Source organism: Streptomyces sp. QH1-20 (assembly GCF_041283565.1).
In the GTDB taxonomy this organism is placed as follows: Bacteria; Actinomycetota; Actinomycetes; order Streptomycetales; family Streptomycetaceae; genus Streptomyces; species Streptomyces syringius.
Genome location: NZ_CP166299.1, coordinates 4521501 through 4535013, shown reverse-complemented (window position 1 = coordinate 4535013; position 13513 = coordinate 4521501). Strand labels below are relative to the sequence as shown.

The window sequence follows — 13513 nt, the reverse complement described above, 5'->3', positions numbered from 1 at the left end:
GCGACGCGGTCATCATGAGCGACCTGGACGAGCAGGCCCCGGGGCACCGGCTACCAGGCCGCTCCATGCCTACGGACACTGATCGCGTCGCCCACCCGTCCGTTCACCGGATCGCTCCGCCTCCATTCGGGCAATCGGCCACCTACGGCCGAGCCCTTCGATGAAGTAGAAGTGCTCGGGAAAGTGGTCGAATTAGAAGCAACTTCCGTTGCTGCTGGTCACCGTGACGTCCAGCTATCCGTGACGCGACGCCGGTGGATGAGGACGTCGCCGACGCGGAGACCGATCGTCACGGCCAGGCCGATGCCGCAAACCCACCGGGCCGTACCACCGTCGGAGACGTCACCACCCGGGACCGGCCCCACCCGCCCGTCGGGGTCGTAGGCGACGGTGAGCCGATCCCCTTTGTCCGCGATGCGCCGGCTCGTGGTCATGGCCCGGGTCCGGCCTCCGACACAGTCCAGCCGGTGATCGTAGGACGTCGTGGTCGTGGTGTTCGAAAACCCCTGGGCGTCGGTCGTCGTGTGTCTCTCCACGCGCTTGTCGACGTCGAGAACCGCGCACTGGGCCCGCACCCCCCGCGAGTGCAACACCCATTTGTCGACGCCTGTGTACGCGCCGCCGAGGGCGATGGCGAGCGTGACCGCAGACACGAAGAACACCACCCCGCTCTCGGACAGCGACGGCGAGAACACCCAGATGGCCATCGCGGCGAGCACCATCACCACGCCCAGCACACCCGCGATCACGCCCCCGGCCCCATAGGCGTTGAGCCATCGGGCCCCGATCACCAGCCCGACCGCCGATACCGGCAGCCCCACAGCCGCGGCCAGTCGCAGAGAGGAGATATGTCCTGCCACCACTCCCCCGTCCCCCTTCACGGGCGGCGGATCATGGGCCGCCCGAAATCCATCGCACACGGGAGCATTCACCCACCCATGGCTTGGGTATCGCTCGGGCGTTTCGCGAGCATTCGCTCGGGCGGGCTACATTTCGTTGAGGAACTCGTATACCCGTTCGTTGTCGACCTCCGCCAGGTAAGCGCCGAACCACCGCTCCTGTGGGCCCCGGCACGAAATGCGATGGAGACAACGTGCACCATGACCTGTCCGAAGGACGCGAGGTCCAGCACACTCATCGCGAAGGCGACGGGGCGCGGCCCGTCGATCAGCGCCACCGCGACGGCCAGGTGGCCAGTTGCAGGTCCTGAAGACTTCGTCCGCAGAGTAAGAATCCCCCCTTCGTTCGCCACGGGGTCGTTCATTAACGCAACGAGCCCGGGGGCCGTTCCCGGTGTCGGAGCGGCTCATCGAAGCCCCCAGACCACATCGTCGACGTCCAAGGTCGGCCTGCCGTCGAGGTCCGTACGGAGCGACTCACAGGGAAGCAACTTGAGGGCGTCCAGGACCTAAGGAGACAGCGCGAGACGATCGACTCCGCCTCGATATCGGCCACAACGAGCCGCAGGAGCTTGCCTTACTCGCCCACGAATAGGGCCCGCTCGACCGCCGGGCCCCCGCCCTGGGCGGGAGGTGTCGATGGCTCCTCCTCGTGAGGCGGTCACGCTGTTCCGCCGACGGAAAATCACCACCAGAGCTCGTCGCCCGCGCAGCAGCGAGACTTCGGAGCGGGTACCCACCCGGGATCCCTACGCGCCATTGATCACCAACCGGTGCGTATGAGTACTGATACTCATGCAGTCGCACCGTCTGGCTTGTAGAACCAATCTGGTAGCTGTGTAACGCACGAGTGTGGTGGGGTGAGTTCATGGGGTTCGAAGGCGGCGATGGCCGACTCCAGGCCGACGGCGTCTCGGACGAGTACCACGGCAAGGAGCAGCGCTGGGACAAGGCGCCCGCCGAGGTTCGCTCCATCATCAAGCTGCTGCGCTCGACGTTGGACAAGAACGACGGCACGGTGCACCAGACGCTGGCCGGGGCCAAGGCCGCCGTCGGCAACGTCGGCTAGAAACCGGGCGCCTTGCGGCGAGCCGGCAGCGCACGGGGGGCGTGGCGCGAGTGGCAGCGGACCGGCCCACAGGCCGGCGAGGTGAGCGCTGCCGCATATCCAAGGAGAGGTTCGGAGAAGGGTGGGGCGTGTCATGTCCGGGTGGGATATCCAGCCTGACGGAGTACGAAGTGTTCTGGCCAGCATCGACGATCCGATGCGTGACCTTGTGGAAGGATCGACGGCCTACCTCGGCTTCTTGACCAGCGCGTGCACGTCGACGGGAACGCTCACGTTCGGCGACCATGTGCCACCGATGGGGCTGGTGGGTGTAGCTCTCACCCAGTACGCCCAGGCAACACAGCAGACACTGCCGTACCTGGTAGGGCGGACACGTAACTCAGTGATGGGCGCGAGGACAGCGACCACGGAGTACCTCAATGGAGCCACGGAGATGGCGGCCAACGCTCAGCGGGAAGCACTGAAAGCTCCAGATGTTTCGCAGTTACTCGCAAACGGCAAGGAAAAGGGCCATCACAAGTGATCAAGCCCGAAGGGATACCTCGTTACACCGGGAACCCGGAACAGCTGGAAAAGGATGCGTCAGGGATCCGGGCAATGGCCGGGAAGATCCGCACAGCAGGCGCGGCGATTGATACAAACTTCCAGGGCCTTTCAGCTTTCTACCACGCTCCGGAGGCCGAACAACTCTTCGCTACGACCAGGCCGATACGGGACAAGTCCAATAAATTCGCGGGCGATCTGGAGAAGATCCAATCCGCACTGAGCGACTACTGGGAGGAAATCCACCCCCTCGTCTTGAGACTCAACAACCTTAGGGAGGAAGCGAAGCGTTTTGTAGAATCCGTCAAAGGTGACGATAACTGGCAGGAAGACTCCAAGAACACTGACAAGGACAAAGCCCTGCGGATCGCGGTCGACGCGACGGTGGCCGCCTTTGCCGCTGCGGAAATCCGCGCCGCAAACCGTATCGTGGCACTGTCCTGCGGCATTCCCTTCGAGGTGGGGGACGGGTCCAAGGATCCGCATAAGTATGGATATAAAGCCTCCGATCTCGACAGGGTGAAGGATCTCCCCTGGGGTCATCCGGAGCAACAAAAACACTCCCTACTGGACGGTGAGTACTGGTTCCGGAGCTTCGTCCAGGGCTTCGTTATAGACGGAACATGGGGCAGCATCAAGGGGCTTCTCACCCTGGTCGGTTTTCAGGGAACAGACCAGATGCAAGAGGCATGGAAGGGCCTCGCCAAATTGGGTGTCGGCCTCACGATCGGCGGCGTTCCCGACGAGAAACTGCCGCCTTGGATGCGGGAGAGGAAGCAGCAGGGCCAGGAGGCGGTAAGGGAAGCCGGTAAATCTCTCGTGGCCTTGGACCAATGGAAGGAGAACCCAGCCCGGGCGGCGGGAGCTGTCAGCTTCAACGGGCTGACGTTATTGACCGGCGCGGGTAATGCCGGCAAGGCCGGAGCGATCGCCAAGAGCATCAGCGTGGCGGGTAAGGCCGGCACCTACGTGGACCCCATGGCGTACGTCCTGAAGGGCGCCGGCCTGGGCAAGGTCAAGGCCGCCGAGCTGATGGCCAAGATGCGAAGCCGCTACGGGACCCAGTTCGCCGAAGCCTTCAACGATGCCTCGCGAGGGCGGCACCTGCAGTTCCAGCCCAACGGCGAGCTGGAGTTCACCAGGCCCGACGGCAAATCCGCCACGATGGACCGCAACGGTGTAATCCGCGACGAGCACGGCAACCCGCTCTCCACACCGGCCCGCGAACCGTCAGGCCATGACCTGGCCACCCACGAGACGCTTCCCGCCAAGGACCGGGTACTCGTCCACGCGGGAGCGGCAGGAGACACCGGCCCTACCGGCGGACACCATAGTTCTCACACCGGCCACGACGCGACCAACCATTCCCCCGGGCGAGAGAGCGAACGCCACCCCGATAGGAACTCAACGGGCGGCGGTCACGCGACGGCGGACCACGGAACCGGCAGGGGCACGCACGCAGACGACGGACATACCGCTGGACGGGATCACGGAGCTGTTGACGGGAACGGGCAGCACCAGGGGAGTGATACCCATGGTGCCGATCACACGCCGGGGCGTTCCGGTGGCGCGTCTGAGGCTGGCGCGCCGCCCGCTTCCCAAAGGGGAGTGTGGCCAGCCAGAAACGACATCCCGGGCCCTGCCGCTGGGGAAGAGCTCAAACGGCCACACCCCCGGCACACCCCTGGCGGAGCCGCACATAACAAGCAAGTCGCAGCCAAGAACAGTATTATCCTGCGCGACTACAGTAGCGCCATCGATGATGATATCGCCGCCATCGCGGATGGCCGCGCCAAATTGGTGGACAGCGGCAATCGATACGAGATCAACGGGCGCACCTACGGCGTGGAACTCGGCGGAAGGATTTATCCGGACTCCGGCCCGGGTATCGTCAATCTGGACCGAAACGAATACGCCGCCCTTCAGCAGATAGCGCGAGCGAAGGGAGACATCAGCGGGGCACCCCAGTTGACCAAAAATCCTCGATTCGTCAACAACCCCCAAGCAGTCCAAAAGGCTCTGGAAATCTATAACGGGACGTATCTGTGAGCTACAATCTGTTCACCCTTAACCCTCTGTCGGCGATTGCGATCTCTGAGGCCCTGGCAGCCTGCCTGTCCGTCGACCCTAAGGAGGTCGACGCCGCCGATGAAGACGGTGACCAGGAAGGTCGCAACTGGGACGCCCTCGTACTATGTGGATTTTCACACGTATCTGGTGATACCTCACTTGCTCTGGACATTTACGTCCAGGATGAAATGGCCACGCCACCGACCGAATCAGACTTGGCGCAGAGGTTTGCCGCGGTCACACAGACCGTAGTTCTCTATCCGGCAGAAGAGGAGATCCCAAGTGCGTACTGGCTCGTCACACCTGCTGGCATGACAACGCGCGCACGACTAACAGCCTCCGGTGACGAGTATCCCGTCTACTCAATTGATGCTGTCGAGGCCCCAGTACCCCAGCTGCCCCACGTTCAAGTGATCCAGATTCCGGAAATCATTCGCGAACAAAGAGTTTCTACACCGATCGCAGATAACTTTTCGCGTGCGGTAGATTCCCTTCGGGAGTCGCAACAACTGCCTCCCGACCCAGAACTGAGCGACGAATCGAGAACCGCTCTCTACAATGCTCGCATCCATCTAGCCGCGTGGGAGAGGCTGGTGCGGCGCATGGAGTCGGGATGGCAGCCAACGGGGCGCTATCCAGTAGACATGTATCGGAGTGATCTAAAATCCCGTGACCAGCTGGAGCGATGGGCACAAGAATTGCCCCGGCTGGTGACACCCATCCTGCGTGAGTCGATCAGTCAACTCGACGAGGCGTTCACGGCATCCACTGAGCAACACCACCCCGCATCACCCCGAGTGGGAAACCAAGGATGGTGGTGGATTCGGCAACCCCAACATGTGCCCTGGAGTGAAGGCGAACAGTGAGGCGCTCATTCTGCCTTCCCACGCCTTCGCCCTGGCCCTCAGGACACGCGAGTCTGATACACGCACAGCCACTCGTTTGAGCAAGCTGAGTCGGCGGATACGACACAGAGCCCCGTGCGTGCACTGACGAACGCCCAGCACCTCCTCATCACCGGCACCCACTCCCTATCGTGGACGCCCAGCGCGCAGATGACACGCCTCCCCCGAGGGGGCACCGTGACGGAACTCAACTGAATTCCGGCGACCGACGACGCCCCCTGTTCGTAGCACTCGGAAGTCGTCTTCGGGGACGACGGCAGCGCCTATATCCGGGAGAGCCACAAGCTCAATGAGATCGTCGTGACCGTCAGCCCGGGTGGGGCGGGATCGCGCAGTTCGTCGAGGGGGTCGGCCGGCAGGCTGTGGCAGGCGCGGAGCCCGCCACAGCCCGGAGGGCGGTTCAGTCGTCGTCGCCCTCGTCGCCGACCTCGGCGATGTCGTGGTCGTCGTGCCCCGACTGATGCTTCGGCTTCTCCGACTTGGGTTGCTCCTTGGGCGTCCCTGCCGACGCATTCGGCTTCGGGTCCTCGGACTTCTTGGACTTGGCCTGCTTCGACGGTGCCTTCGGCCGCACCGGTGAGGGTGCCGCCGGGGTCGCCTCCGCCGGGACCACGTTCGGCGCGTTGCGCGTGGGGCCGGGGCCCGGGCCACCCGGCTGCTGCTGTGCCGACTCCGAGGGCTGCGCCTCGGGCTTCTGCGAGTCCCGGCCACCGTCCGGCGGGCCGCCGAACACCGACGAACCGATCAAGGCGGCCACCACGAAGACCGCCGCCCCGGCGACCACACCGATCAGCACCTTCGGGCTGCGTCCGCCCCTGCCGCCGCCACCGCTCCGCCGTCTGCCGGCAGCCGCCGCGGGCGGTACCGACGAGTGCACCGGCGCGTACGCCGCAGTCGGCGCGGCCCCGGGAGCAGCCGCCGGGGCGCGCATCGGCTCCGGAGCACGCATCTGCGCTGTCGGCGGCGCGGGCATCGGCATCGGCATCGGCTGCGCGATGTCCCGCCAGGAGTCGCCGGCGAACCAGTCCGCCGCCTCCTCCGCCGAAGGCCGGTCCTCCGGCTCCTTGGCCAGCATGCGGAGCAGGTACGCCTCGAAGGCGTACGGCATGTCGACGCCGTGCTGCCGCGGTGGCACCGGCTCCGCGTCCACGTGCAGATAGAGGAGCGCGGTCGGGCTGTCCGCCCAGAACGGCGGCTGGCCGACGAGCAGCTGGTAGAGAACGCACCCCAGCGCGTAGACGTCCGAACCCGGGCCCGCCATCCGGCCCAGGGCCCGCTCCGGCGCGAGGTACGTGCTGGTGCCGACGATCTGGCCGGCCCGGGTCAGGGCGGCCGAGGTCTCGTCCACGAAACGGGCGATGCCGAAGTCGCCGATCTTCAGGGTGCCGTCGGCGTCCAGCATCAGGTTTCCGGGCTTGACGTCCCGGTGGACCACTCCCTGCCGGTGGGCGGCGGCCAGCCCGGAGGCCGCCTGCGCCGCGATGTCCGCGACGCGCTCCGGGGCGAACGCGCCCCGCGCGGAGAGGTCCGCCAGGCTCGGCCCCTGGACCAGCTCCATGACCAGATAGAAGCGCCCCTCCCAGGCGCCGAAGTCGTACACCGCGACGACCTGAGGGTGATTCAGGCGCGCCGCGGTCTGGGCCTCCATCCGGAACCGGGCCGCCGACGACTCGTCGGCGTCGTCGCCCAGCAACAGCTTCACCGCGACCTGACGCCCCAGCACCTCGTCGTGTGCACGCCAGACTTCGCCCATCCCGCCACGGCCGAGCAGATCCCCCAGCCGGTACCGATCGGCAACCAGCACCCGTACCACCCTTGTTTTCGGCGCACCCGAAGCAGGTGACGAGTGCGATGCGTGCAATGAACGCGATGAAAGCGATGAACCGGCCCGGCGGCCACGAAGTGCGGCGAACGCGAGGACGGCCGCCCCAGCGTACCGACCGAACACATTGTCGTTTGAGCATCCTCGGGCCCCCCGCCCTCGCCAATCATTGCTCGGCGTCCACACGCGTGATACACAGAGTCACCATAGGTCCCCCCACTGACAACGGTCCGCGCCGCAGGTCAGGGCAGTACCGCCGACGGCGCATACGGGTTCCGGCAAAAAATGCCGCCAAGTCGACATGCTGAGCGGCAACGTCAGCGAAGATAGGTCCTGACCTTTGCCATGCGGCGGAGGAGACGCAACTACCCATAAGGGGCGGTGAGTTACAAATGTTTTTGGCAGCCGGCGACAAGGGTGACATCAACACCATCATTGGCGGAATCGCCCCGAAATGGGGGCCGTTCGGTAGCCTGGGCACGGAAGCTCGAGTGATGGTCGAGGTCATCATGGCCGTGGCCATTCTCCTGTGCCTCGCCATCGCGATCTGGGGCGCGGCGAAGCAGCGGATCGGCGCCACGGCCCTGCGGGACACCTTCAGCGCGGAGCAGGGCAAGGGATTGATCGTCGCCGGCCTCACCGGCGTGTTCATCATCGGCTCGCTGGGCACCCTCTTCACGATCGTCTACGGCATGGCCGTCTGAGCCGTTCGGCCACGCCCGACGCCCACGCGCCCCCCAGCCGCCCCCCTCCCGTCACCCGTTCCACCGCGCATCGACCCGCGCAGACCCTCTCGTCCCCGAGTCCCCCCGCACCGAGGCTGCCACCTGATGCCCCCTCACACCCCCTTGTCCTCCCCCCTGAAACCGTTCACACCGCTACCGTCATATACGGGCGGCAAGCCAGCGACGACGCATGTAACGGATGAGGGGACGGACGCGCGATGAGCCTCGGCGACGACGGCTACGGCGGCGGGCACGACTCGGGCCGCGCGACCGGTGACCCCGGCGGCTACGACGACCGCCACCTGACCCGCACCCGCCTGCCGGAGGGCGAGGGCGACGCGTACGGCCCCTACGGCCAGCCCCGCCGCGGCGGCCGCCCGGGCGGCGGCAGACCGGGGATGTCCAGCCGGAACCTGATGACGGTCGTCGGTGTCGTGGTGCTCCTCCTCGCCGCGATCGCCTTCGCCAACAGGGGCGGTGACGATTCGTCGTCCGTCGGCTCCGACGCGAGCACCGACAAGGCGGCGAGCAGCGGGCCTACGGCGGCGTCCGGAACGAGGCCCGTGACCGGGAAGACCGGTGGTATCGCTTCGGGGTTCGCACATTCGGAGCAGGGGGCGCAGTCGGCTGCGGCGAATTTCGCGGTGGCGCTGGGTGGTGACGGGATGTTCAAGACGGACAGCCGTCACGCGATCGTCGCGTCCGTCTATACCGCTGAAGCCGCAGCCAAGCTCACAGGGCCGCAGGACCAGGCCTACTCAGGGGACTTCCTCAAGAAGCTCGGCCTCGACGCGTCCGGTAACCCGCCGAAGGGCAAGACGTTCGTCTCTCGCACTATCCCCGTGGGCACCAAGGTAGAGGCCTACGGATCCGACAGCGCCAAGGTCTCTGTCTGGTACACCGGTCTCATCGGGATGGCGGGAACCGGCTCCACTGATCCGGTTCGTACAGCCTGGAAGACCTGGACGTTCGATCTGAAGTGGGTCGACAACGATTGGAAGGCCGAAGCCGACTCCCAGAAGGACGGACCTGCACCAGTCTCAGGGGACGTTCCCGTCTCCGGTTCCGACGAGATCACTAAGGCTGTCCAGGAGTTCGGAGGCTTCACTTATGCCAGGTAGCCGTCGGCGCTGCGCAGCCTCGATCACCACTGCCGTGGTCGGGTTGCAGGCCCTTGCTCTGACGTTCGCAACGCGTGCTGCTTCCGCCCCCTCCCCCACTCCGACACCGACACCCACGCCGACACCCACGCCGACGCCGACGCTTACCCCGACTGCTACGCCATCACCTGGTCAGAGCAACAACCCATGCGACCTTCTGATTGGTCCGGCGAAGCAGTACTGCAAGTCGCCAGGCGAAAAGGGCGCTGCGCCGTCCCCCAACGACCCCCAAACCGCCCTCGACCCCCTGGCCTCCCTCTCCAAAGGTTGTGCCGACGCCGCCGCCTGGATCGTCGGGAAGCTCTCCGAAGCCGTCAAAGCCACCGGGACCGTCGACTTCACCAATTCCACCTTCCTCCACCAGTACGCCGTCGTCTTCGCCGCCTCGACCGTCCTGACCCTCGTCCTGTGGCTGCTGGCCGTCGCCAAGCGGGCCGTGCGGGGGGTGCCGTTCACGGAGGCGTTCACCGAGGCCGTGGGGTTCCTGTGGCTGACCGTGCTGGCGTCCGCGTTCACGCCGTTGATCCTCTATACGGTCGTCTCGGCCACCGACGCCGTCACCGAAGCCATCGCCTCCGGTACGAATTCGAACAACGATGCCTTCTTCGGCGGATTCGCGGACGCCCTCAAGAAGGGGGACGGCATCGGCGGCGGCCCGATCATGCTGATCGTCGTGTCGCTCGTCTCCGTGCTCGCCGCAGGCGTGCTGTGGCTGGAGCTGGTGATCCGGGCCGCCCTGCTGTACGTGGGGGCCCTGCTCGGCACCGCCGTCTACGCGGGGCTGGTCGACAAGAACATGTGGGGGCACGTCCGGCGCTGGGCGGGGATCATGATCGCGGTGATCCTGATCAAGCCGATCATCGTGGTCGTCCTCGGGCTCGCCGGGGCGCTGTCGGCCGACAAGGGGCCGAACGCGTTCTCGGCGGTCGTGTCCGGCCTCGCCATCATCATTCTTGCCATTTTCGCCAGTGCGATGATCTACCGGTTCGTTCCCGGCTTCGGCGACGAGATCGTCAACACCCGCAGTGCCAGCAAGGACGCGGCGTCCCGCCAGGCCGCCGCCGTGATCTCCTCGCCCGCCGCGCTCGTCAAGCAGGGCATCAACACGCACAGCGCCCGCGGTTCCGACGGTGGTGGGGGGCAGCAGGCCAGGCCCGCCAGTGCCGTGTCGGGCGGGGTCGCCGCCCACAGTTCCCGGCCCGCCGACCGCAACGGCGGCGGCAAGGGCGGCGGCGGAGGCTTCTCCGGGCACTCCGGCCCGGGCGGCTCCCCCGGCTCCTCGGCGTCCCGCGCACAGAACCGCAGCAATACCCGAGGAGGTGAGCGGAGTTGACGATCCAGGCCCAGTCCCAGCCGATCGCGGCCCGCCGTACGTATCTGATCGGCCGTGCGCGTCCCAACGCGGTCGTCGGCAAGAACCGGGAGACCGGCGAGATCGCGCTGATCATCGCGGGCGCGTTCCTCGGCATGATGTGCGGCCTCCTGGTGCCGAACCTGCCGCTGCGGATCCTCACCCTCGCCGGGTTCCCCGTGCTCGCGCTGGCCGCCGTGTACGTGCCGTACAAGCACCGCACGTTCTACAAGTGGTTCGAAATCAATCGCTCGTACAAGAGGACGCTCCGGCGCGGCACCACCTACCGGTCCTCCGTCGTCGAGGCCGGCACCCGGCTGGACGGGCGGGAGGTCGAGGTCGGACCGCCGCCGGGCATCGGGCGGATCAACTGGCTGGCCGCGCCCTTCGGGCCCGACGAGATCGCCGTCCTGCTGCACGCCGACCGCCGTACCGTCACCGCCGCGATCGAGATCGAGGGGCCGGGCGTCGGCCTGCGTGACTCGGAGGACCAGGAGGCGCTGGTCGACCGGTTCGGGACGCTGCTCAAGCACGTCGCCAACGGCGACGGGTACGTCACCCGCATCCAGATGCTGGCCCGTACGCTCCCCGCCGACCCCGACGCGCACGCCAAGGACGTCGAGCGGCGTGGTGACGAGAAGGCGCCCGCCTGGCTCAAGGAGTCCTACGAGCAGCTCCAGTCGATGGTGTCGACCTCGTCCGAGCAGCACCGGGCCTATCTCGTCGCCTGTATGCACTACACCCGCGAGCTGGCCGCCGAGGCGCAGGCCATCGCCCGTGCCTCGCGTCACGAGGCCGGCAAGCGGAGGCTCGACCGGGACGCCGGGCTGGCCGTCGTCATGGCGCGTGAGCTGACCGACATCTGCGCGCGGCTCGCCGAGGCCGACATCCGGGTCCGGCAGCCGCTCGGGCAGGGCCGGCTGGCCTCGCTCGTGCACTCCATGTACGACCCGGACCACCCCATCGACCACCTCCAGGCGATGACGAAGCGGAACGCCTGGCCGGCCGAGCTGGACGCGATGGAGCCGACGTACCTCCAGGCCAAGACCCGCGAGTCGAGCACCCGTGAGCCCTGGTGCCACGCCACCGCGTGGGTGAAGGAGTGGCCGATGACGCCCGTCGGCGTCAACTTCCTCGCCCCGCTGCTCGTCCACACCCCCGATGTGATCCGCACCGTCGCGGTCTGCATGGATCTCGAGCCCACCGACGTGGCCATCGAGCGCATGCTGACCGAGAAGACCAACGACGACGCGGACGCCTCCCGCGCCGCCAAGATGAACCGGGTCGTCGACCCGCGCGACGTCGCCCACCACTCCCGCGTCGACCAGCGCGGCGAGGACCTGGCCAGTGGCGCGGCGGGGGTGAACCTCGTCGGGTACATCACCGTGTCCTCGCGCTCCCCCGAGGCGCTGGCACGCGACAAGCGGACCATAAGAGCCTCGGCCGGCAAGAGCTACCTGAAACTGGAGTGGTGCGACCGCGAGCACCACCGGGCCTTCGTCAACACACTGCCGTTCGCGACCGGCATTCGACGATAGGGGCAGTGCCGTGCTCGACCCGCTCGCCGCAGTGACCGATGCCTTCACCAGCTTCGTCTTCGGGAAGGTGGAGACCACCCGGCTGCCCGTACGGACCTCCACCGGCCAGGCGCAGGCCGTCTACCTCCCCACCGCCGCGCCCGGCCTCGGTGACTCGGGCGTGATCATCGGGCGCGAGGTGTACTCCGGCAAGGGCTACATCTACGACCCCTTCCAGCTCTACGGGCAGCAGCTGCCGGCCCCGCACTGGCTCGTCCTCGGCGAGTCGGGCAACGGCAAGTCGGCGCTGGAGAAGACCTACGTCCTGCGCCAGCTGCGCTTCCGCGACCGTCAGGTCGTCGTCCTGGACGCCCAGGGCGAGGACGGGGTCGGCGAGTGGAACCTCATCGCGCAGCAGCTGGGGATAACCCCCATCCGGCTCGACCCGACCGCCGCCATGAACGGCGGCATCCGGCTCAATCCGCTCGACCCGTCGATCACGACGACCGGGCAGCTCGCCCTGCTGCGCACGATCATCGAGGTCGCGATGGGGCGCGGCCTGGACGAGCGGGCGGGCTTCGCGCTCAAGGTCGCGCACGCGTACGTCAACGAGACGATTCTCGACCGGCAGCCGGTGCTGACCGACATCGTCGAGCAGCTGCGCCACCCGGAGGCCGAGTCCGCGGAGTCGATGAACGTCGACATAGACGATGTACGGGCCTGGGGCCTGGACGTCGCGCTGGTGCTGGACCGGCTGGTCGACGGTGACCTGCGGGGCATGTTCGACGGGCCGACGTCGGCCGGGATCGACCTCGATTCCCCCCTGATCGTCTTCGACCTCTCGCACATCGACCGCAACTCCATCGCCATGCCCATCCTGATGGCCATCGTCGGAGTCTGGCTCGAACACACCTGGATCCGCCCGGACCGCAAGAAGCGGATCTTCCTGGTGGAAGAGGCCTGGCACATCATCAATTCGCCGTTCGTGGCCCAGCTCTTCCAGCGACTGCTGAAGTTCGGCCGCCGGCTCGGCCTGTCGTTCGTGGCGGTGGTCCACCATCTGTCCGACGTGGTCGACGGCGCGGCCGCCCGGGAGGCCGCCGCGATCCTCAAGATGGCCTCCACCCGGACGATCTACGCGCAGAAGTCCGACGAGGCGCGGGCCACGGGGCTGGTCCTCGGCCTGCCCCGGTGGGCCGTCGAGATCATCCCGACCCTCACCCCCGGCATCGCCGTCTGGGACGTCAACGGCAACGTCCAAGTCGTCAAGCACCTCATCACGGAGGCCGAGCGACCTCTGGTCTACACCGACCGTGCCATGACCGAGGACGGGGACGTGGCCCGCGAGCTGGCGGCGGAGGCGGCGGCCGCGAAGCGGGCCGCCGCGGCGATGGAGGCGCATCTCGCCGACGAGGCCTACGGCTCCTCCGAGCCGACGGTGGCCTGACGTGA

The 13513-nt window shown here is 67.0% G+C and carries 10 protein-coding genes and 1 pseudogene; 9 read left to right on the top strand and 2 right to left on the bottom strand.

Annotated features, from left to right (window positions below; all coding sequences use genetic code 11):
• Nucleotides 1-218 precede the first annotated feature (218 nt).
• Nucleotides 219-860: a hypothetical protein gene (locus AB8O64_RS20590; RefSeq protein WP_370420538.1), complete on the bottom strand. Its 642-nt coding sequence runs from the start codon at nucleotides 858-860 to the stop codon at nucleotides 219-221.
• A 917-nt stretch (nucleotides 861-1777) separates the two neighbouring features.
• On the opposite strand from AB8O64_RS20590, the pseudogene AB8O64_RS20585 reads away from it, so the two are divergent.
• From AB8O64_RS20585 to AB8O64_RS20570, 4 genes and pseudogenes are all read left to right on the top strand, one after another.
• Nucleotides 1778-1968, top strand: a pseudogene (locus tag AB8O64_RS20585) (hypothetical protein); the annotation flags it as partial.
• A 133-nt stretch (nucleotides 1969-2101) separates the two neighbouring features.
• Entirely contained in the window at nucleotides 2102-2491 is a 390-nt protein-coding gene (locus AB8O64_RS20580; RefSeq protein WP_370420536.1) for a DUF6507 family protein, read from the top strand.
• Entirely contained in the window at nucleotides 2488-4560 is a 2073-nt protein-coding gene (locus tag AB8O64_RS20575) for a hypothetical protein (protein WP_370420534.1), read from the top strand. Before AB8O64_RS20580 ends, AB8O64_RS20575 begins: the two co-directional genes overlap by 4 nt.
• Nucleotides 4557-5447 carry a hypothetical protein gene (locus tag AB8O64_RS20570; RefSeq protein ID WP_370420532.1) on the top strand — a complete coding sequence of 297 codons (891 nt, stop codon included), beginning with the start codon at nucleotides 4557-4559 and terminating at the stop codon, nucleotides 5445-5447. Before AB8O64_RS20575 ends, AB8O64_RS20570 begins: the two co-directional genes overlap by 4 nt.
• A gap of 439 nt (nucleotides 5448-5886) precedes the next feature.
• Here AB8O64_RS20570 and AB8O64_RS20565 read toward each other — a convergent pair whose 3' ends face one another.
• Nucleotides 5887-7290, bottom strand: coding sequence for a protein kinase (locus AB8O64_RS20565; RefSeq protein WP_370420530.1), 1404 nt, complete (start codon nucleotides 7288-7290; stop codon nucleotides 5887-5889).
• A gap of 410 nt (nucleotides 7291-7700) precedes the next feature.
• Between AB8O64_RS20565 and AB8O64_RS20560 the strand changes: the two genes are divergently transcribed.
• The 5 genes from AB8O64_RS20560 to AB8O64_RS20540 all read left to right on the top strand — a co-directional run bounded on the left by AB8O64_RS20560 (nucleotide 7701) and on the right by AB8O64_RS20540 (nucleotide 13508).
• Nucleotides 7701-8012, top strand: a complete 312-nt coding sequence (locus AB8O64_RS20560) for a hypothetical protein (RefSeq protein WP_130878234.1) — start codon at nucleotides 7701-7703, stop codon at nucleotides 8010-8012.
• Nucleotides 8013-8251: 239 nt separating this feature from the next.
• Entirely contained in the window at nucleotides 8252-9154 is a 903-nt protein-coding gene (locus AB8O64_RS20555; RefSeq protein WP_370420528.1) for a hypothetical protein, read from the top strand.
• The gene (locus tag AB8O64_RS20550; RefSeq protein WP_370420526.1) at nucleotides 9144-10526 is read left to right on the top strand and encodes a hypothetical protein; all 1383 of its coding nucleotides are present in this window, start codon (nucleotides 9144-9146) and stop codon (nucleotides 10524-10526) included. Before AB8O64_RS20555 ends, AB8O64_RS20550 begins: the two co-directional genes overlap by 11 nt.
• 2 nt (nucleotides 10527-10528) lie before the next feature.
• Entirely contained in the window at nucleotides 10529-12082 is a 1554-nt protein-coding gene (locus AB8O64_RS20545; protein ID WP_370423909.1) for an SCO6880 family protein, read from the top strand.
• Nucleotides 12083-12092: 10 nt separating this feature from the next.
• Nucleotides 12093-13508, top strand: coding sequence for an ATP-binding protein (locus AB8O64_RS20540; protein ID WP_130878237.1), 1416 nt, complete (start codon nucleotides 12093-12095; stop codon nucleotides 13506-13508).
• The last annotated feature ends 5 nt before the right edge of the window (nucleotides 13509-13513 follow it).

What these genes read in the sequence shown, in the direction of transcription:
- AB8O64_RS20580 (WP_370420536.1), top strand. Translation starts at nt 2,102, where the DNA reads ATGTCCGGGTGGGATATCCAGCCTGACGGAGTACGAAGTGTTCTGGCC.
- AB8O64_RS20555 (WP_370420528.1), top strand. Translation starts at nt 8,252, where the DNA reads ATGAGCCTCGGCGACGACGGCTACGGCGGCGGGCACGACTCGGGCCGC.
- AB8O64_RS20560 (WP_130878234.1), top strand. Translation starts at nt 7,701, where the DNA reads ATGTTTTTGGCAGCCGGCGACAAGGGTGACATCAACACCATCATTGGC.
- AB8O64_RS20550 (WP_370420526.1), top strand. Translation starts at nt 9,144, where the DNA reads ATGCCAGGTAGCCGTCGGCGCTGCGCAGCCTCGATCACCACTGCCGTG.